Source organism: Sphingobacterium olei, from assembly GCF_005048855.1.
GTDB lineage: Bacteria > Bacteroidota > Bacteroidia > Sphingobacteriales > Sphingobacteriaceae > Sphingobacterium > Sphingobacterium olei.
Window position 1 is genome coordinate 37,023 of the sequence record NZ_SUME01000001.1, and the last position, 19,055, is coordinate 56,077.

At 38.1% G+C, this 19,055-nt stretch carries 17 protein-coding genes; 4 read left to right on the plus strand and 13 right to left on the minus strand.

Annotation, left to right across the window (positions count from 1 at the left end; genetic code table 11):
- Positions 1 to 411: 411 nt before the first annotated feature.
- From FAZ15_RS00205 to FAZ15_RS00215, 3 genes are read right to left on the minus strand one after another with little or no spacing between them, the layout of a single operon-like run.
- Entirely contained in the window at positions 412 to 861 is a 450-nt protein-coding gene (locus FAZ15_RS00205; RefSeq protein ID WP_136898962.1) for an NUDIX domain-containing protein, read from the minus strand.
- 5 nt (positions 862 to 866) lie between these two features.
- Positions 867 to 1,676 (minus strand): 3-keto-disaccharide hydrolase, encoded by an 810-nt coding sequence (locus FAZ15_RS00210; RefSeq protein WP_136898964.1) that lies wholly within the window; start codon positions 1,674 to 1,676, stop codon positions 867 to 869.
- Between the two features lie 7 nt (positions 1,677 to 1,683).
- Positions 1,684 to 2,424, minus strand: a complete 741-nt coding sequence (locus FAZ15_RS00215; RefSeq protein ID WP_136898966.1) for a hypothetical protein — start codon at positions 2,422 to 2,424, stop codon at positions 1,684 to 1,686.
- Between the two features lie 120 nt (positions 2,425 to 2,544).
- Here FAZ15_RS00215 and FAZ15_RS00220 point away from each other — a divergent pair, with 120 nt between their 5' ends.
- Positions 2,545 to 4,962, plus strand: a complete 2,418-nt coding sequence (locus FAZ15_RS00220; protein ID WP_136898968.1) for an alpha-ketoacid dehydrogenase subunit alpha/beta — start codon at positions 2,545 to 2,547, stop codon at positions 4,960 to 4,962.
- A gap of 15 nt (positions 4,963 to 4,977) precedes the next feature.
- On the opposite strand, the gene FAZ15_RS00225 is transcribed toward FAZ15_RS00220, so the two are convergent.
- The 5 genes from FAZ15_RS00225 to FAZ15_RS00245 form a co-directional block, all read right to left on the minus strand.
- Complete coding sequence (locus tag FAZ15_RS00225; protein ID WP_136898970.1) at positions 4,978 to 5,832, minus strand: ROK family protein; 855 nt, start codon at positions 5,830 to 5,832, stop codon at positions 4,978 to 4,980.
- Positions 5,825 to 6,916 (minus strand): chorismate synthase, encoded by a 1,092-nt coding sequence (gene aroC, locus FAZ15_RS00230; RefSeq protein ID WP_136898972.1) that lies wholly within the window; start codon positions 6,914 to 6,916, stop codon positions 5,825 to 5,827. The genes FAZ15_RS00225 and aroC overlap by 8 nt, the downstream gene beginning before the upstream one ends.
- A gap of 85 nt (positions 6,917 to 7,001) precedes the next feature.
- Positions 7,002 to 8,252 (minus strand): 3-phosphoshikimate 1-carboxyvinyltransferase, encoded by a 1,251-nt coding sequence (gene aroA / locus FAZ15_RS00235; protein WP_136898974.1) that lies wholly within the window; start codon positions 8,250 to 8,252, stop codon positions 7,002 to 7,004.
- On the minus strand, positions 8,252 to 9,358 hold the full coding sequence (locus FAZ15_RS00240; RefSeq protein WP_136898976.1) for a chorismate mutase: 1,107 nt from the start codon (positions 9,356 to 9,358) through the stop codon (positions 8,252 to 8,254). Before FAZ15_RS00240 ends, aroA begins: the two co-directional genes overlap by 1 nt.
- A gap of 44 nt (positions 9,359 to 9,402) precedes the next feature.
- On the minus strand, positions 9,403 to 10,227 hold the full coding sequence (locus tag FAZ15_RS00245; protein ID WP_136898978.1) for a prephenate dehydratase: 825 nt from the start codon (positions 10,225 to 10,227) through the stop codon (positions 9,403 to 9,405).
- Between the two features lie 590 nt (positions 10,228 to 10,817).
- Between FAZ15_RS00245 and FAZ15_RS00250 the strand changes: the two genes are divergently transcribed.
- Genes FAZ15_RS00250 through FAZ15_RS00260 form a run of 3 tightly spaced genes read left to right on the plus strand, consistent with a single transcriptional unit; the run spans position 10,818 to position 13,140 of the window.
- Complete coding sequence (locus FAZ15_RS00250; protein WP_136898980.1) at positions 10,818 to 11,675, plus strand: DMT family transporter; 858 nt, start codon at positions 10,818 to 10,820, stop codon at positions 11,673 to 11,675.
- Positions 11,672 to 12,289 (plus strand): IMPACT family protein, encoded by a 618-nt coding sequence (locus FAZ15_RS00255; protein ID WP_136898982.1) that lies wholly within the window; start codon positions 11,672 to 11,674, stop codon positions 12,287 to 12,289. The genes FAZ15_RS00250 and FAZ15_RS00255 overlap by 4 nt, the downstream gene beginning before the upstream one ends.
- Positions 12,286 to 13,140 carry a nucleoside phosphorylase gene (locus FAZ15_RS00260; protein ID WP_136898983.1) on the plus strand — a complete coding sequence of 285 codons (855 nt, stop codon included), beginning with the start codon at positions 12,286 to 12,288 and terminating at the stop codon, positions 13,138 to 13,140. The genes FAZ15_RS00255 and FAZ15_RS00260 overlap by 4 nt, the downstream gene beginning before the upstream one ends.
- On the opposite strand, the gene rodA is transcribed toward FAZ15_RS00260, so the two are convergent.
- The 5 genes from rodA to FAZ15_RS00285 all read right to left on the minus strand — a co-directional run bounded on the left by rodA (position 13,137) and on the right by FAZ15_RS00285 (position 18,936).
- Positions 13,137 to 14,411 carry a rod shape-determining protein RodA gene (rodA, locus tag FAZ15_RS00265; protein WP_136898985.1) on the minus strand — a complete coding sequence of 425 codons (1,275 nt, stop codon included), beginning with the start codon at positions 14,409 to 14,411 and terminating at the stop codon, positions 13,137 to 13,139. The genes FAZ15_RS00260 and rodA overlap by 4 nt on opposite strands.
- Positions 14,404 to 16,365, minus strand: coding sequence for a penicillin-binding protein 2 (gene mrdA / locus FAZ15_RS00270; RefSeq protein WP_136898987.1), 1,962 nt, complete (start codon positions 16,363 to 16,365; stop codon positions 14,404 to 14,406). Before mrdA ends, rodA begins: the two co-directional genes overlap by 8 nt.
- A gap of 6 nt (positions 16,366 to 16,371) precedes the next feature.
- Positions 16,372 to 16,896, minus strand: coding sequence for a rod shape-determining protein MreD (locus tag FAZ15_RS00275; RefSeq protein ID WP_136898989.1), 525 nt, complete (start codon positions 16,894 to 16,896; stop codon positions 16,372 to 16,374).
- A complete protein-coding gene (mreC, locus tag FAZ15_RS00280; protein WP_136898991.1) occupies positions 16,889 to 17,728 on the minus strand; it encodes a rod shape-determining protein MreC in 840 nt (279 codons plus the stop codon). The genes FAZ15_RS00275 and mreC overlap by 8 nt, the downstream gene beginning before the upstream one ends.
- 185 nt (positions 17,729 to 17,913) lie before the next feature.
- On the minus strand, positions 17,914 to 18,936 hold the full coding sequence (locus FAZ15_RS00285) for a rod shape-determining protein (RefSeq protein WP_136822179.1): 1,023 nt from the start codon (positions 18,934 to 18,936) through the stop codon (positions 17,914 to 17,916).
- Positions 18,937 to 19,055: the final 119 nt, after the last annotated feature.

Genomic DNA, 19,055 nt, shown 5'->3' on the forward strand with positions numbered 1-19,055 from the left:
ACAAGATATGGACATGAACAAATATAAAAGAGATTATAGATATAGGAGCGATGAAGGGAATAATGGTGGTAAGTTTAAATGGCTTATTGTGGCTTTTGGTGTTATTATTGTGATTTTAGCCTATTTCCTTAAGTAAAAAATAAGGCGATACGGGGAATATCGCCTTAAAATCACACTAACTATTAATAAAAACCCTATAGAACTAGGTGTTTTCCAAATCCGAAAAATGTTGTCCTAGTTTAAATGATTAATCATCTGTTTATTAGACAACAACGTAAAATTATAAAGCATTTTTCGAATTACCAAATAATAAGTGAAAAACCTTTATCTCGTTTTAAACCACACCAACAGCTATTAAAAAGCGATGAAAATTCTTGATAACCATTGAGAATATATACGCTCAGAAATAATCTACTTACTCATTTGAATAAATTTTTCCCAGGCTACTTTATCTGTTTTAAATGTCAGATCTGCTAGATCTAAGGCATTAATATCTATAAATCTAAAAGATTCAATTTTATCTATTATACCATCTGCATCGAAATCAAATGCTTTTTCTTTGATTTCAATCCCAATTGGTTCCAAAGATTTTACCTGATAATAAATAGAAATAATCTGACTTTCATTGAAACTCGATTTTTCAAAAAAATCAGTAGTATAAATATGTTTGAGTACTTCGATATGAACATTACATTCTTCTAGGTACTCTCTTTTCAACGCATCTATAAGACCCTCTCCAAATTCAAGACCACCACCTGGAAATTTAGTAAAAGAGACATTCTGCGTGCGCTCATCACTGATGAGGACTTGCTGTCTCTCGTTAATAAGTATTCCGTAAACTCTTACGTTAAATAAAAACATTTTTTTTAGTTTTTGGTTTTTTTAGAAAGATCTTTTAATAAAAGTTTTCTAAATTCAACAGGCTGTCCCTCACTTTGCAGCGCAATAAACCCTCTTTTTAGTGCCGTACCATCTATCTTGATCCGAGGGTCAAAATTATTAACTACCTGACCTCCTATATGTGGCTTTGAATAGCTCAATACGGTATCCCCCTCGATAATATGGTGAATAATTGAATCTCCCAAGACAATAAGTTCAGCTTTTACCCATTGATCGCCATCGTAAGTTTTTGAGGTTGAGTTTATACAGTGTGTTTCTAGCAGCTCATCTTTGTAATAGATATGCGTGCCGGGAGAGCACATATTTCCTGTAGTACGTATTTTTCCATCACTCAATCCGCCAAGAAATTGCATTTCTACAGATATTGGCCAATCTTGGTTGGCAGGCATTGTTTTTGGATCCTGAGAATGAAACATTACACCGCTATTGCGTAGGGTGTAGCTCGGTGCTCCGTGATATAGATCCCCGATAAATCGGTATTCCAATTTTAAATGATAGTGAGAGTAAGGGATATTGTAATAAAGATGCCCAAATCGATTATCAAAGGATTTTCCGTATCCATCGTAATTCACTTGAATAACATCACCCTCTACTCTGAATGTATTGGCATAATTTTCACCCACCTCGTATGGGTAAATTTTTGCCGTCCATCCGCTTAGATCCTTTCCATTAAACAGGGGGTTCCATTCCTCGTCCTGCTTTTGACTTAATAGTGTAAAGGAACTTGCCAAAAGCCCCAATCCAAGGATGCATAGTATTTTTGTTTTAATTTTCATTTTGTATTTATAATGCTTGAAAACCATTGGCGATGGACATTTCGTCTACACCCATAAAAGAATAATGTTTTGGTAAAAACCACGCGATAGCAGACATGATCTGATGATATGCTTTTTCGCTTCTAAACTGAATAGGTGTGATATTAAATACCAGATCTTGGGATACAAAATTTTCATCTTCATAATTGCGGGCGATAAGCATGATCTTAGGTGTCTTAACTCCCATATGCTGTAGATACTCTTTTAACTGTGTGCGTAAGTATTTGGGCAAAATGCTGTCTGCAGGCTGTCCTATTAATATTTTTTCGTCTTTACCTATCGCTAAATTCTCTTTATTATTTGAAAAAATACTATGATCAGTATAGAATGAATCGTTTAGTTCGTAATTGACGATATCGCCATATGAAAGAATCCAATCTAATCGATCATGTTGCGGATTAATTACTACCCCAAAACCTTGCGAAAGTAGCGTGGGTAATTGTTTGCCAATAACATATGCTTGGAAATTCTCGTTCGGATTAACGGTCTCCAATTGAATATATGGGAACCCATCACTCGCTACGACAACTTCTGGGGTTCCTAATTTTAGATTAGCCTCGGGTAAACTATATAAAAAATCGTCACGCCATTTTTCATCTCTTTTGGGAAAAGGAACGGACATTAATGTATTGAGAATTACGGTTTTTTCTAAATCTCCTAAGCGAGTGGAGCTATTTTTTTCTGTTGTTGATATTATATTAGCGCTCATAAATACGATGTAATAGGCCTTAAAAGTACATAATAAAGATGTATTATTTAAGGATATTAATAAATTATTAACTATATTGTAAAAAGGAATTTTAGTATTTTTGTAGGAAACCAAAAAAAAATGTCAGGAACGAATTTGAATGTGCCAGTTGATTTGTCATCGTCAAAATTAAGCTTTGATGATTTTCGCTATATTATTTTAGATGATTATAAATTAGCCGTACAGAGCAGATATGTTAGCTTGTTAGGACGAAAGGAAGTACTTACAGGTAAGGCAAAATTCGGAATCTTTGGCGATGGAAAAGAACTGGCGCAGATAGCTTTGGCTAAAGTATTCCAAAATGGTGACTGGCGCTCGGGATATTACCGTGACCAGACATTTGCTTTTGCTTCTGGAATCAGTTCAATTTATCATTTCTTTTCCCAACTCTATGCTAATCCAAACTTAGAAGCTGATATTTCATCAGGAGGACGACAAATGGTTGCCCATTTTTCCAAAAGCTTGGTGGATAAACAAGGCAACTGGGTAAACCAGACACTGCAAAAAAATACGGTATCTGATATCTCGACAACTGGTGGTCAGATGTCCCGTATAATGGGATTGGGACTAGCCTCCAAATTGTATAGAACAAATGTTGACCTTTCTTATTTAGACTATTTTTCTAATCAAGGTAATGAAGTCGTTTTTTGTACAGTAGGTAACGCGTCTACTTCCGAAGGTGTATTCTGGGAAACGATGAATGCTGCCGGTGTAAAACAGATTCCTGTTGTCATTTCCGTTTGGGATGATGGGTATGGAATATCTGTCCCTAACGAAATCCAGACAACCAAGGCAGATATATCAGAGGCATTAAGAGGTTTTCAACGCGATCATAAAGGCGAAGGTTTTGAAATTTTTAAAGTAAGGGGCTGGGATTATCCCGGGCTTTGCGAAACATATGAGAAAGCTGCGAAAATAGCCCGAGAGCAGCATATACCATGTTTTGTACATGTCACTGAACTTACACAACCCTTAGGCCATTCTTCCTCGGGCTCGCATGAGCGTTATAAATCTCATGAAAGATTGGATTGGGAAAAAGAATACGATTGCAACGTGAAGATGCGCGACTGGCTAGTGGAAGCTGGCATTGCATCGCCTGAAGAATTAGAAGTGATAGAATTAGAAGCGAAAAAATTTGTTCGTGAAGAGCAAAGGAAAGCGTGGACGGATTATCGCAAAACCATTCAAGGTGATTTCGAAGAAGCCATCGCTTTATTATTGAAAATGGATAATGAAATTGTGGAGTTGCCACTTAAAACTCTGCAATCGATAACAGAAGCTTCTCTGAAAGAGATTTATTCTACTGTGCGCCTTGTTTTACGTGAATTGCGTTTTAAAAGTTCTCCTGAAAAGGATGAACTGATTAGGTGGTATAAAAAACAACAGGAACTAAATCGACAACGGTATAATGACAATCTATTTATAGAAAATCAAAATTCGGCATTTAACATCTCTGGATCATCCCCGGAATATGAGGAGGATGCAAAAATCGTAGATGGACGCGAAGTATTGAATGCTTGTTTTGAAGCGAATTTTTTAAAGGATGATCGTTTGATCGCATTTGGAGAAGACGTAGGGAAAATAGGAGATGTAAACCAAGGTTTTGCCGGTTTGCAAGAGAAATTTGGTGATCTACGCATTTTTGATACAGGAATTCGCGAATCAGCTATTATTGGAAAAGGACTTGGTTTGGCTCTTCGGGGCCTCAAACCTATTGCGGAAATACAGTATTTGGATTATTTGATCTATGCGATGCCAGTGTTGAGTGACGATTTAGCGTCTTTAAGTTATCGTTCGAAAGGTCAGCAAAAAGCACCTCTTATTATTCGTACTCGTGGTCATCGTCTAGAAGGAATATGGCATTCAGGATCCCCTATGTCGCTTTTATTAGGAGGTTTGCGTGGTCTACATATCTGTGTGCCTCGAAATATGACCCAAGCCGCAGGAATGTATAATACACTTTTAAAATCTGATGATCCGGCGTTAGTAATCGAATGCTTAAATGGATATCGTTTAAAGGAAAAAATGCCGTGCAATGTCGGTGAATTCACCGTTCAGTTAGGTATAGCGGAAGTAGTCCGTAGCGGATCAGACATTACAGTCGTTTCATACGGTTCGACTTTACGCATTGTACAGGAAGCAACTTTAGAATTAGAAAAAATTGGTATTTCTATTGAAATAATAGATATTCAGTGCCTACAACCTTTTGATCGGACGCAAATTTGCGCTCAATCCCTCCAAAAAACAAATCGTCTTTTGATAGTTGACGAGGACGTACCTGGTGGCGCATCTGCATTTATTTTACAGCAAATATTGGAAACACAAGAAGGATACTTTCATTTGGATAGCCAGCCGCGTACACTGACCGCCAAAGCGCACAGACCCCCTTATGGTTCGGATGGTGATTACTTTACAAAGCCTTCAGTGGATGATGTGGTAGAGATAGCCTACCAAATCATGACTGAAGTGAATCCTCAGCAATATCCTAAAATATACTAAGAAATAGAATTTATATTATTGGAACAACGAAGCTGCCCCTATAATTGCTGCTTTTTCTTCATATTGCCCAATGCTTATTTCGAATTCTCCGAAATAATTGTCCTTATCAATTAATTCCCATGCTTTGGCAATATTACCCCCAATAATAAATTTTTTACTTACATGCTCTCCACTGAAAAAATGAAGAAAATCTTTTAAATGCGTTCTGTATTCCGCAAGTAGCTGTTCGAATTCTTCAGTATTATTATGATTTTGAGCGATTTCCTTAAATCCTTTTTCTTTAGATCCCGACAGTGCTAAAAAACGATTTACAAACCAACGCGTAACTAAATACTCTTCAAATATTGTATTTTTATAAGTGCTGCGCCAAAGGTCTGCATCGAAAGCTTTTGCATTATTAGACCATACAGCACTTCCTAATCCAGTGCCTAATGTAATCCCCAAAATCCGGTCTTCATTATTTCGCTTTGATGCAAATACTTCTCCTTGGAGAAAGGCCGCCGCATCATTGATATAGCGAATTTCAATATGCTTATCCTTTAAGCCACTTAAGATGCCTTCTGTCGTATTCAGTTTATAAATGCTATCGTACTTATTTTGTCCCTTCATCAACGCGATCCCATTTTCATAATCAAAGGGGCCGGGCATGGCGATGCCTATCTGTTTTATTTCTTGGTTAAACTCATTAAGACAATTTTGTATGTTATCCGCCCAATATTGAAAAATCGATTTAGCATTTTCTTGCGAATTAAAAGAAATACGTTTGATTGTATTAGATAAGATTTCCCATGTATCCTCAACTACAATAGCGGAGGTAATATGTGTACCTCCGATATCGCATGCTAGTATATAATTTTTATTGTTAGACATTCTTGTATGTTCTTTGCTTTAGTAAATGATCCGCGATAACCAAGGCCGCCATTGCTTCAACGATGATAACGGCACGTGGAACGACGCAGGGGTCATGTCTCCCTTTTCCAGAAATTGTAGTTTCTTCTTGAGAGAGATTTAACGTCGGTTGATCGCGCATAATGGTCGCTACGGGTTTAAATGCCACTTTAAAGGTAATGTCCATGCCATTTGAGATGCCCCCTTGTATACCTCCGGAATAGTTGGTATGTGTAATAATTTTATCGTTCTCGAAAGCAAAAATATCATTATGTTCAGAGCCTTTAAGCTGAGATCCTTCGAATCCTGATCCATATTCAAATCCATGTACTGCATTGATCCCCATCATTGCCTTGGCTAGGTCGGCATGCAATTTGTCGAATACAGGCTCACCCAATCCTACAGGTACATGGCGAATGATGGTCGAAATCCGTCCACCAACTGTATCACCATCTTTGCGCACTCCGTCTATAAAATCTATCATTTCATTTGCGGTAGCTGGATCGGCACAGCGAGCGATATTGCTTTCGCGTAATTCGAGCAATGTTTTCAAATCTGTGGTGTCGAGATTAGGTGCTTCGATCGTTCCTACACCAGAGACATGAGCGAAGATTTCAATCCCGTATTGTTTTAAAAACAATTTTGCAATGGCCCCAGCAGCTACCCGCGCAGCGGTTTCGCGTGCCGAAGAACGGCCACCACCGCGATAATCGCGAATACCGTATTTCATTTGGTAGGTGTAGTCAGCATGCGACGGACGATACTTATCCATGATATGCGAGTAATCTTTTGAACGCTGATCTTCGTTGGGAATAACAATAGCTATGGGCGTACCGGTCGATTTTCCTTCGAAAACGCCAGATAGAAATTGAGCTGTATCGCTTTCTTTTCGTTGTGTAGTTATTTTGGATTGACCCGGTTTTCTCTTGTCAAGTTCTGACTGAATGAATTCTTCATCAATCTCAATATTTGGAGGGCAGCCATCTAAAATAACCCCAATAGCTGCTCCGTGGGATTCGCCAAAAGTTGTAATTTTAAAGATGTTGCCAAATGAATTTCCTGCCATAATTTAAATATTGCGTAAATATATCAAATCGGCAATAATTATTAATAAACTATTGCCGATTTATTAACAAACTATTATCGATTTGCTACTCCGTAATCTGAAAACCTTGCCCCGCAAGGTGCTTCCAATATATGGGGTACGATTTTTCTACAACCTGAGGTTCTAATATGGTAATTTGATTAAAGACTAACGCAAGGGGAGCAAATGCCATGGCCATGCGGTGATCTTCATAGGTCGAGAATGATACGGCTCCTGGATCCTTCACATTTTCTGTAGTCAGATAATACATTTCGTTTTCTGCTGTTAGCCTCGCTCCAAATTTTGAAATTTCATTTTGAAGTGCTGCAATGCGATCCGTTTCTTTAATTTTTAATGTTTCGAGCCCCGTAAAAGACACGTTTCTTTTCAGTGCAGCAGCTACTACAACAACCGTTTGGGCTAAATCAGGGCATTCTTTAAAGTCGAATAGTGATTTGTTTGAATCAACACTTACTTTCTTAAGGTGTATACCTTTAGTTGTGAATGTTGTGTCGACGCCGAAATGGTTCATGATTTCGGCAATGGCAATATCCCCCTGTAAACTATTTCGCTTCAGGCCGGGAAGAAAAATTTCACCATTTTCCGAAAGTGCTACTATGGCATACCAATACGAAGCTGCACTCCAGTCAGGTTCTACATACAGCACGGATTCTTGATGCTTTTGGGGGGCAATATGAATTGTATTACCTGTCCATTCGTGCGAGATGCCGGCTTCTTTTAACATATCCAATGTCATGGTTACATAGGGCCTAGACGTTAGCTCTCCTTCAATGTCGATGATTAATCCCTTTTTTAACGCGGACGCGATCAAAAGAAGAGAAGAAATATATTGACTGCTTACATTACCTTTGATAGTTACTTTGTCTTTGCCCTGAAACATTCTTCCTTCAATATGAAGAGGAGGGAAGCCTGATTTGCTCGTATAATGTATATCTGCTCCGATACTTTTCAACGCATCTACCAAGATGCCAATTGGACGTTGCTGCATACGCTCTGTGCCTGTAAGAATAAAATTCCCTTCAAGTAGATTGAGGTATGAGGTTAAAAAGCGCATGGCCGTACCTGCCGGTCCGATGTCAATAATTTTTTGTTTTGAGCTATCTCCATGAGCTTGCATTAATGCCCTACCTAAAATAGCTGTATCAGCGGCTTCAGAGAGATTTTCAACTTTTACTTTGCTTTCACTCAAAGCCTGTATAATAAGAGCACGGTTGCTCTCTGATTTAGAACCAGTGAGTTGAACCGTGCCACTTACTTGTTTTGTTGGATGTGAAAGCTTAATGCTTATCTCATTCATTATGCCTCTGCTGGTGAATTAGTGTTCATGATTTCGTTTTGCTTACGAATAGACTCGTTATGAAGCAATTCCAAGTATTTTACGGCAAAATCTTCACTTATGCTTAATGCTTTAGCCAATTGAACACGTTTCTGAACGATTTCATCCCAACGATTTACTTGAAGGATCGTTACATTATTATCTCTTTTGAATTCGCCAATTTTCTCTGCAATTTTCATACGGTCACCGATCTGTTTGATGATTTGGTCATCTAATTTATCTATTTGTTGACGCAATTCAGCCAATTTATCTTCAAAAGCAGGGTTGTTGGATTCTGCACGACGTACAGAAACATGATCTAACAGATCCGCTAACGCAGCAGGAGTAACTTGTTGTTTAGCATCCGTCCATGCTACTGATGGGTCAATATGTGACTCGATGATTAATCCCTGCATATCCATGTCTAAAGCTTTTTGCGTGATATAAGGAATTAGCTCACGGTTACCACAGATATGACTTGGGTCATTAATGATAGGGAGATCGGGTGCAATGGTTTTCAATTGAATTGCTAAATCCCACATCGGTTCATTACGGAAGGCCGTTTTTTCATAAGAAGAGAACCCTCTGTGGATAGCTCCAATCTTTCTGATACCAGCACGGTTTACACGTTCTAAGGCACCTACCCACAATGATAAATCGGGATTCACTGGGTTTTTAATTAATACAGGAACGTCAACACCTTGTAATGCATCTGCAATTTCTTGGACAGTGAATGGATTAGCCGTAGAACGAGCACCGATCCACAGAATGTCAACACCAGCTGCTAAAGCTTCTTCCACGTGTTTTGCAGTAGCTACTTCTGTAGCTGTTAACAAACCTGTCTCTTCTTTTGCCCTTTTTAACCACTCTAAACCTATACTTCCGATACCTTCAAATTCTCCGGGACGCGTACGCGGTTTCCAGATACCTGCACGTAGTACATTTACTTTGCCTGTATTTGCTAACAAGTGTGCAGTCGAAACCAATTGTTCTTCAGTTTCTGCACTACAAGGTCCTGCAATGATTAAAGGCTTATCGCCAGTATCGATCCATGATTTTAAAGGAAGGATGTCTAATGAATGTTTCATTTTATTTTATTTGGAATTTTTTTATTTACGATATGATGAGTTACTTATACTTTTTCATTTTTAATGTATTCGCCCATAATGCTGAAATTGACCGTGTGTTTAAGCACCTTGCGGATAGCAGCATCATAATCAGCTTGTTTTTTCCATTCTACATCAACGTAGAAATCGTACTCATTTCGACGACCAACAACCGGCATGGATTGAATCTTGCTTAAATTTACATGCTGCTCTGCAAAACACTGTAATACACTAGCTAATGAGCCTACAGAGTTTCCCGTCTGGAATGATAAAGATGCTTTGTTTGCATTCTTTTGTTCCACGACTTCGTTGGATAATACGAGGAATCGGGTGGCATTTTTCTTGTGTGTCTCTATGCGTTTTTCTAGAATATTCAACCCGTAAATTTTAGCCGCGAATTCACTTGCAATAGCGGCAGTTGTGGTCAACTTCTCTTCTTTGATCCGCTTTGCACAGCCTGCTGTGTCCATTCCCTCACGGATCGCCCAATCCGGGTGGTCACTTAAGAATTCATCGCATTGACGGATAGCGATAGGGTGAGATTCAACGGTTCTGATATCGCTGAGTTTTACACCGGGTAAGGCTAACAAATTTTGCTGGATATTTAAGTGTACCTCTCCAATGATATGAAATCTATAATCTCTTAATAAGTTATAGTTTGGAAGAATACTCCCAGCGATTGAATTTTCAATAGCCATTACTACATAATCTGCTTTTCCGTGTTTAAGCATCTCACAGGTTTTCTTGAAGGATTCACACTCAATCGTTTCGATATCTTTTCCGAAATATTTGAATGCGGCCTCTTCATGAAAAGATGCTTTTACGCCTTGGATTGCAATTTTTATACTCATTTTTCTATGTTGTTCTTTAAAAACGAAAAGTCCCGTTTCATTTCGGGACTATCTATATGTTGTGCTGCTACAATGCTATATTCGTCCCTGCTCTTATTTAGGATAATAAAAGGAATAAAAAAAAGTATATGTTGTAGCGTTATGCATGTCTCTGATTTGTTGATCCAAAGGTAATATCAATAAAATTATTATGCAAGTTTTTTTAAAATTATTTCTTAAATAATTGGTTATTATCTGTTGTTTTTATTGATAAAAATGGCGTTAAATTTATATTGTTTTAGTGTTTTTTTTTGTTGTTTTTATTGTTAAATATCTTAAAAATAGATAATTAAATTTTTTATTATGTTGTTTTTTTATATATTTTTAACAATTTTATTGAGTATTTTAAGTGATATTTTTATTAAAAAAAGTGTAAAAAATTATTGATTTTTTTTATGATATTTTAAATGTATATACGTTTTATTTTTGAAAATTTGGATGAATCAATATGAGATTAATGTATATGTTGGCAAAAAAAGAAAGAGATATGAAATAATAAACCGTCTTAATTTGTAGAATTTTTGTACTATTGATGCCTAATAATTTTGTAAATGATATTCGTATTCTTAAGTGTACTCTTTAGCGTAACTGTTTCTATTGTAATTAAAGTAGCCCGATCCAAGCAAGTGGATACGCAGCAATTGGTGCTATGGAATTATCCTGTTGCTGTTTTAATGACCTACTTTCTCCTAAAACCAGATTTGTCGAATAGTAATGCACAGCAGTGGCCTTTTATGATCTATATCTCCTTGGCAATATTGTTGCCCACCCTTTTTATTTTTATTGCGTTAGCTATCCGAACCAGTGGTATTGTCAAGACTGATATAGCACAACGACTTTCCTTGTTTATTCCATTGATAGCTTCTTTTGTCGTATTTGGAGAAGAAGTGCTATGGGCTAAAATGATTGGAATCGGAGTAGGGATAGTAGCAATTATATGTTCAATCAGTTGGAATAAACAGGCAAAAGAATCGCGTAGGGACGTGTGGATTTATCCCTTAGTTGTGTTTATAGGTATGGGAATTATAGATGTCTTATTTAAACAGATAGCGCAGTATGCTGAGGTACCCTACCTCACATCAATGTTTATCGTATTTGTACTTTCTATGTTGGTCGCTTTCGCAATCTTAGGTTACCAAATAGCAATTCTGAAGAGAAACCTGGATAAAAATGCCATTAGCTGGGGATTATTGTTGGGTGTATTCAATTTTGGGAATATATATCTTTATATGAAGGCACACCGTGCGTTGCCGGATAATCCTTCCATCGTATTTACTGCTATGAACATTGGTGTCATTGTATTAGGTGGTATTGTGGGGATTGTAATTTTTAAAGAAAAATTAAGCAAAATCAATCAAATCGGATTATTTTTAGCTATCATATCAGTTTTATTAATTGCATATCTGTGAGTTTATTTGAAGACACGTATTATACTATTGAGACAGGAGTGGAAGGTATATTTAGAGACAAGGGCAGTAAATTTATTGCGTATGCTTCTCCTTTTAAAGACGAATCCAAATTAAAAGATATCATAGCTAAACTTAAAGCCATGCATCCGAAAGCGCACCACCACTGCTGGGCTTATCGGCTTACACCCGATCGAAATGTATTTCGACTAAATGATGATGGTGAACCTTCAGGTACCGCGGGGCGACCGATACTAAATGTGTTGCTTTCTAAAGATATTACGAATGTTCTGGTTGTAGTAGTGCGTTATTTCGGTGGTACGCTGCTGGGTGTGCCCGGACTTATAAACGCATATAAAACAGCTACTTTAGACGCGATGACCAATGCTGAGATTGTGGAGAAGACTGTTAATGATGTTTATCGGGTGGCATTCGAATATTTACAGATGAATGAAGTAATGCGTATTTTAAAAGAGGAACAGGTTACGATTGTGGATCAGCGTTTTGATAATAATTGTGTTATAAAGATAGAAATCCGTAAATTACAGGTAAATATTGTGATTAAGAAAATGGAAAATTTGAGAGATGTTAAAGCCTCTTATTTATATACGATATGATAGCTGATTCAGAATTGATATTAAATGGGGATGGGAGTATTTACCATTTAAATCTAAAGCCGGAAGACTTAGCAGAGACTATAATTTTTGTCGGAGATCCTGATCGAGTATCTATTGTGTCTCAGTACTTTGATACGCTAGATGTGAAAAAGGGTAAACGGGAGTTTATAACGCATACGGGAACATTGCGGGGGAAGCGTATTTCCGTGATCTCTACAGGAATTGGAACCGATAATATTGATATTGTTATTAATGAGATTGATGCATTGGTTAACATCGATTTTACAACCAAGGTATTGAAAGCCAAACTGACATCTTTAGATATTATTCGCATTGGCACATCAGGTTCTATTCAGGGCAATATTGCGATAGGGACTATTCTTGCCAGTGAATATGCAATCGGCTTTGATGCATTAATGCAATATTATATCAAGCCATATACAGATGTTGAACTCCGGATAAAGAAGGAAATTGCGTTACAATTTCCAAGATTGAGCTTTAGCCCGTATGTGGGAAAGGCAAGTGAAAGGCTAATTGAAAAATTTGCAAAGGATTTACCCCGTGGCATAACCATGACGGCTCCAGGATTTTATGGCCCTCAAGGTCGTAATGTTCGTTCTCATAATGTATATCCCGATTTGATAAAGACAGCAAATGTCTTTGCTATGGAGGGAAGGCGAATTACTAATTTGGAGATGGAGACTGCAGGTATCTATGCATTGGCTAACATGTTTGGACACCATGCCATTTCGATAAATGCAATTTTAGCGAGTCGGGTTAATGAGCAGTTTTGTGAAAACCCGCAAGAAATTATCGATAACGCTATTCGTTGGGTCTTGGATAGAATTTAGATTTGCCCCAGTCCTTTACGGGTCGAATCAAAGCGAAGCAGAATAAATAATAATATTGTGAAACTCCACAAGGATGATCCACCATAGCTTATAAATGGAAGTGGAATACCGATTACGGGTACAATGCCTATTGTCATCCCTATATTTATAAAAAAATGGAAGAACAGTATGGAAGCTACACCATAGGCATATATACGTGCAAAGGTGGTGCGCTGTCGTTCCGCAATATTGACGATTCGCAGCAAGAGAGTAAGATAAATACAAATAAGGAATACCGACCCTGCAAACCCCCATTCTTCGCCTACCGTACAAAAAATAAAATCGGTGCTTTGTTCAGGCACAAAGTTATATTTCGTTTGCGTGCCTTGGAGATAGCCTTTTCCAAAAAGTTGTCCTGATCCGATGGCTATTTTGGATTGATTTAAATTGTAGCCTTGCCCCCTTGGATCATGCATTTTTCCTAAAATAATATCAATACGATTTCTTTGGTGCGGTTGTAATATTTGTTCGTAAGCAAAATCTACTCCTAGGATATAAATAGAGGAAGCCACGAATAACAAGCCTATGTTGATAATGTTCTTTCGACGTTTACGAAACAATAAGATGAAAAACAATGACAGCACAACAATAACTCCAATTAGTATCCACTGATTTATCAATAGAGCCAATACAAAAAGTAAAATAGCAAGTGCTCCCAAAATCAAGAATAGGTTACTCAGGAAACCCTCTCTATAAAAGACAAAAACTAAAGAGAAAAAAGCTAGGGCAGAACCTGTGTCGGGTTGTAGCATGACCAATCCGACGGGAAAGAGAACGATACAAGTCCCGATGAGTAATGTTTTTTTATTTGGGGTTTTATTAGATTGCGTATTAAGATAGTAAGCTAATAATAGACATGTAACTAATTTGCCAAATTCGGAGGGTTGTAATCTGAAGCTTCCAATGGGGATCCAAGCTTGGTTACCACCCACATTTCGACCGATGACTAATACAGCAACCAACAATAGAATAACAGCAATGTAGAGTATAGGCGTTGTGGAAATAAAGAATCGGGAGTCGATAATAAGAATACAAAATCCAATAATGACTGCCGTAAAAATGAAAATAGATTGTTTCCCATAATTTGTATCCAAATTGAAGAGACCGGGATGCTCAGGATCAAATACTGCAGCATGAATATTAAACCATCCAATCAGACATAATAGAAACCATAGACCTATTGTAATCCAATCTATCCGACCAAGAAAGCTATTGTTCTGTAGTTTATTCATGCGTTCTTCTAACCTGGCTATGGTGAACTAAAAGTTCTTTTTTATCGGCGGTCTGTGCGATTTGTCTTGGCGTTTTAACTGTGTCTTTTTTAATGGTTGTCGGATTCTTTTTTATCGCTGATGCTTTTTTCTCGACCTTAGGCAACAAGTTTGCATTGTATATGCGATCTTGGATGTACTTCGGTAAGGTGATCGTGTCATTTAAATACTTTTCGACAAGCATACTGGCAATTGGTCCCGCCCAAGTACCGCCATATCCTGCATTTTCTACAAATACGGCGATTGCTATCTTCGGATTTTCTCGAGGAGCAAATGCAAAAAATACAGCGTGGTTTTGGCCATGCGGATTCTGAACTGTTCCAGTCTTTCCACACATCTCAATTCCGGGAATGCGTACACTGGCGGCTGTTCCTCCCATATTGACAGCACGACTCATGCCTTCAATTACTGGCTCGTAGTATTTGGCATCTACACCCGCGGATATTTTTTCTGTAAACTCCTCCTTGACGATTTTTTTCTCACCAATACCCTTGATCAGGTGAGGTCTATAATAAAAACCCCTGTTGGCGACGATCGCCATAACATTAGCCATCTGTAACGGGGTAATACCCAATTCTCCTTGTCCAATAGACAGGGAAATGTTGTAGCTGGATCTCCATTTTTCATTGCCATATCCTTTGGTATAGAAGCTTGATTCAGGGACGGAACCTCCTTTTTCACCAGGGAGATCTATACCGAGTCTATGTCCTAAACCAAATTTCAAAAGTGCTTCACGCCATAAATCATACGCTTTAGGTCCAGAGAGACCTCTAGAATCTATCATTTTGGCGTATACATAGCCGTAATACGTGTTACACGACATCTGTATGGATTTGACGAGATTAGTAGGGCCATCTACATGCGTACACCTCATTATCGCATTTCTTCCATACCGATATCCACCGGGGCAATTAAATATGGTATGCTGATCGATTACACCGGCTTGCTGGGCTGTAAGGGCTGCCACGACTTTAAAAACAGAACCTGGTGGGTAAGATGCTTGGATAGGTCGAATAAACATGGGCTTGGTGGGATCGTTGAGCATATCCATGTAGTTGTTCCCACGATCTTTCCCCACCATGAGATTCGGGTCATAAGAAGGGCTACTGACGAATGTTAAGATCTCTCCGGTAGAAGGTTCGATAGCTACAACAGACCCGAGCTTATTTTTCATAAGTTGTTCGGCCAATATTTGCAGTTCGATATCCAAGGACGATACAAGCCCGTCTCCGGAAACCGCTAATGTGTCGTATTTACCTTCCATAAATACACCCTTTGGTCTATTCAGCGCATCAACCATCAGATTTTTTAACCCTCGCTTTCCTCTTAATAGTTCTTCATAGGAGCGTTCAACACCACTTGCGCCGATGTAATCGCCAGGTTTATAAAAACCATTAGATCGTTCGATATCCCTGTCATTTACTTCTTGTATGTACCCTAAAAATTGAGCGGCGATGCTATCGGGATAGCTTCTTACCGTTCTATTCTGGACATAAAAACCTCTAAACTTGTGCAAATGTTCTTGCAGACGTGCATAGGTTTCGGAAGAAATTAGTTTCTCGAACTGTGATGCGCGATAGGGAGAGTGCGCACGGGCTTTTGCCATACGGTTTTTAAATCCCTCCATATCGATATTGATGAGTTGGCATAATAATGCAGTATCAATATCTTTTACTTCTCTCGGAGTTACTAAAAGATCATATACTGGCTCGTTTTGAACGATGACTTTACTATTTCTATCTAAAATAATGCCACGTGCTGGGTAAACGATAACTTTACGCAAAACGTTATTGTTTGCGGATAACAGAAAGGAGTCATCAATGATTTGTAAATAAAACAATCGAGCGACAATAACTAGTGCTATTGCAATAAATATTCCTTGTATGACAAATTTTCGCTCAAAAAAACTATTCATAAATCATTAATTTCCCAAACGCGATTTGCGCTTGTATGTAAGTACTCCGATTATAAAAATTACTGTGATGGTAAATACACTGCTTAGTCCAACACTAGCTAAGGTATAAAGTATATTTTGGAAAGAGAATACTTCGACCAAATACAATACAAGATGATGTGCTAAAGTTCCAAATAAGATATAGGTACTGTACCATTTGAATCCCATCTCGCTCCAGGTAGGTGTTTCGAACGAGTTCCGGAGATCCGCCTCTAGGGTAATCTTATGGAAAAATATCCTAAACCACACAAATGCCACGCAAGCCGCAGCATGGATACCGATAGTGTCATAAAATGCATCTACAGTAAGCCCTGTGAGGAAAGCAACGCTATACAGAAGGAGGTTGGGTATACCGATAGGAAGGAGGAATAGAAATAAAATATAAGGGAAAGGAGTAGCTAAATTATAGTAACCTATGTTCTTAAATAATGCGACTTGAAGCACTATCAAAACTACAAAACGTATTATATTGTTGATTATAATTCTACCCATTGTCTTTATTTGTGGCTTCGAGTCCTATTTTTTCCATAGCTAACCTGTCTTTTACAATATACACATGACTTAAGTTAGAAAAATTGGTGGTCAGTAAAATGCGTATGTCTTTAAAGCTCTCGCCAGATGTAATGCCAGATTCAATAATATGACCTACTTTGATGCCTTTGGGAAACAATGTAGAATAACCAGAGGTGAACACGGCTTGACCTGTGTAAACTTTGATGTGATTCGGGATGTCTCGAATCATTGCATAGCGTGAGTTTGTATTATTACCCCAAACTAAAGATCCGAAAGCGTCTGCGGTACTATCTAAGGTGACCGATATTTTTGTATCTGGATGCAGTAGAGATTTTACGGTGCTAAAATGGGCCGATACATTTAACACAGATCCGACAACTCCGTTAGAGGTGATGACACCCATCCCGAGTTCGACGCCGTCCTTACTGCCTTTGTTCAAGGTCAAAAAATTACTTTTCTGATGAATACTGTTATTCACGACGGAGGCGACGATAAATTCATATCTGTCGATATCTATAGAATCAACTAATTTAACACCATCTAGCGTGTCTTTACCGATATAATTCTCTAACCGTTGGCGTAACTTGGCGTTTTCTAAAGCTAATTGTTCGTTGGTAGAAGATAATGCGAGGTAACTTTTCCATGAATTCACTTTTTCATAAAAAGATCCCACTACGACACTAGACGAGTTCACGAAAGAAGTGCGTTGAAAATTGTTATTTCGAACTATTAAGAGAATGGAAAGCACAAAAAACAATATGAACCAAAAAAAGGCATTATATCTAACTAGGAAGAGCCATAGGTTTTTCATGTTTCTTTACTACTTCATTGCGTTATTTAATAAGTACGCGATATAGAAGAAGTAATGCTTTTCTATATCGCGCCGATATATATATCATCCGAATAAACTGCCATTAAATGGCGAGAAAGCTTGCATGAATTATTTTTTTAACCGTCTTGTTGGGAGCTGTAACGCATGCAAGTCTCTTTCATATATTATTGCATTAAAAATTTGAATCGTCCGATGTTTTTTAAAGCAATACCAGTACCTCGTACTACGGCGCGTAGAGGATCTTCGGCAACATGGACAGGTAATTTAGTTTTGGCTTGTATACGCTTGTCTAGTCCTCGTAGCAAAGCACCTCCTCCAGTCAGATAGATACCGGTTTGGTAGATGTCGGCTGAGAGTTCCGGCGGGGTTATTTCTAAAGCTTTCAAAATTGCTTCTTCAATTTTAGAAATGGATTTGTCCAAACAGTGCGCAATTTCCGTATATGATACTGTTATTTGTTTCGGAATACCGGTCATCAAGTCACGACCCTGAACAGCAAAATCTTCAGGTGGATCTTGTAATTCCGGAAGAGCAGCCCCTACTTCGATTTTGATTTTCTCTGCTGTGCGATCACCAATCATGATATTATGCTGACGACGAATATATTGAACGATATCTGAATCAAAATTGTCTCCGGCTACGCGAATAGATTGATCACAAACAATTCCGGATAACGCGATAACGGCTATCTCTGTTGTTCCGCCACCTATATCAATAATCATGTTACCAACGGGTTCTTCTACATCGATACCTATGCCGACAGCAGCAGCCATGGGTTCATGAATGAGGTAGACCTCTTTTGCGCCGGCAATTTCGGCTGAATCACGTACGGCACGTTTTTCTACTTCCGTAATCCCAGAAGGAATACATACCACCATACGGAGGGATGGGAAAAACCAAGATTTACCACCATTTACTAATTTTACCATGCCCCGGATTAGATGTTCTGCCGCCGTAAAATCAGCAATCACACCATCGCGCAATGGTCTTACGGTTTTTATATTGTCGTGTGTTTTACCCTCCATTTGCATGGCTTGTCTTCCGATCGCAATCACTTTGTTGGTCGTGCGGTCAAAAGCAACGATAGATGGTTCATCCACTACTACTTTATCATTATGAATAATCAAGGTATTCGCTGTCCCTAAGTCGATTGCAACTTCTTGCGTAAACCAATTAAATAATCCCATTTGGTAAGAATTGTTCTATATTATAATTAAATGCAAACCTAATGAAAAAAAATCGTTTATGATAACGTATCTCCACAAAAAAGCAACATAATTTATGTAATTATGTTGGGGGTTGCAGA

Coding starts and splice junctions, on each gene's coding strand:
- FAZ15_RS00205 (WP_136898962.1), bottom strand. CDS start 861: ATGTTTTTATTTAACGTAAGAGTTTACGGAATACTTATTAACGAGAGA.
- FAZ15_RS00210 (WP_136898964.1), bottom strand. CDS start 1,676: ATGAAAATTAAAACAAAAATACTATGCATCCTTGGATTGGGGCTTTTG.
- FAZ15_RS00215 (WP_136898966.1), bottom strand. CDS start 2,424: ATGAGCGCTAATATAATATCAACAACAGAAAAAAATAGCTCCACTCGC.
- FAZ15_RS00220 (WP_136898968.1), top strand. CDS start 2,545: ATGTCAGGAACGAATTTGAATGTGCCAGTTGATTTGTCATCGTCAAAA.
- FAZ15_RS00225 (WP_136898970.1), bottom strand. CDS start 5,832: ATGTCTAACAATAAAAATTATATACTAGCATGCGATATCGGAGGTACA.
- aroC (WP_136898972.1), bottom strand. CDS start 6,916: ATGGCAGGAAATTCATTTGGCAACATCTTTAAAATTACAACTTTTGGC.
- aroA (WP_136898974.1), bottom strand. CDS start 8,252: ATGAATGAGATAAGCATTAAGCTTTCACATCCAACAAAACAAGTAAGT.
- FAZ15_RS00240 (WP_136898976.1), bottom strand. CDS start 9,358: ATGAAACATTCATTAGACATCCTTCCTTTAAAATCATGGATCGATACT.
- FAZ15_RS00245 (WP_136898978.1), bottom strand. CDS start 10,227: ATGAGTATAAAAATTGCAATCCAAGGCGTAAAAGCATCTTTTCATGAA.
- FAZ15_RS00250 (WP_136898980.1), top strand. CDS start 10,818: ATGATATTCGTATTCTTAAGTGTACTCTTTAGCGTAACTGTTTCTATT.
- FAZ15_RS00260 (WP_136898983.1), top strand. CDS start 12,286: ATGATAGCTGATTCAGAATTGATATTAAATGGGGATGGGAGTATTTAC.
- rodA (WP_136898985.1), bottom strand. CDS start 14,411: ATGAATAAACTACAGAACAATAGCTTTCTTGGTCGGATAGATTGGATT.
- mrdA (WP_136898987.1), bottom strand. CDS start 16,365: ATGAATAGTTTTTTTGAGCGAAAATTTGTCATACAAGGAATATTTATT.
- FAZ15_RS00275 (WP_136898989.1), bottom strand. CDS start 16,896: ATGGGTAGAATTATAATCAACAATATAATACGTTTTGTAGTTTTGATA.
- mreC (WP_136898991.1), bottom strand. CDS start 17,728: ATGAAAAACCTATGGCTCTTCCTAGTTAGATATAATGCCTTTTTTTGG.
- FAZ15_RS00285 (WP_136822179.1), bottom strand. CDS start 18,936: ATGGGATTATTTAATTGGTTTACGCAAGAAGTTGCAATCGACTTAGGG.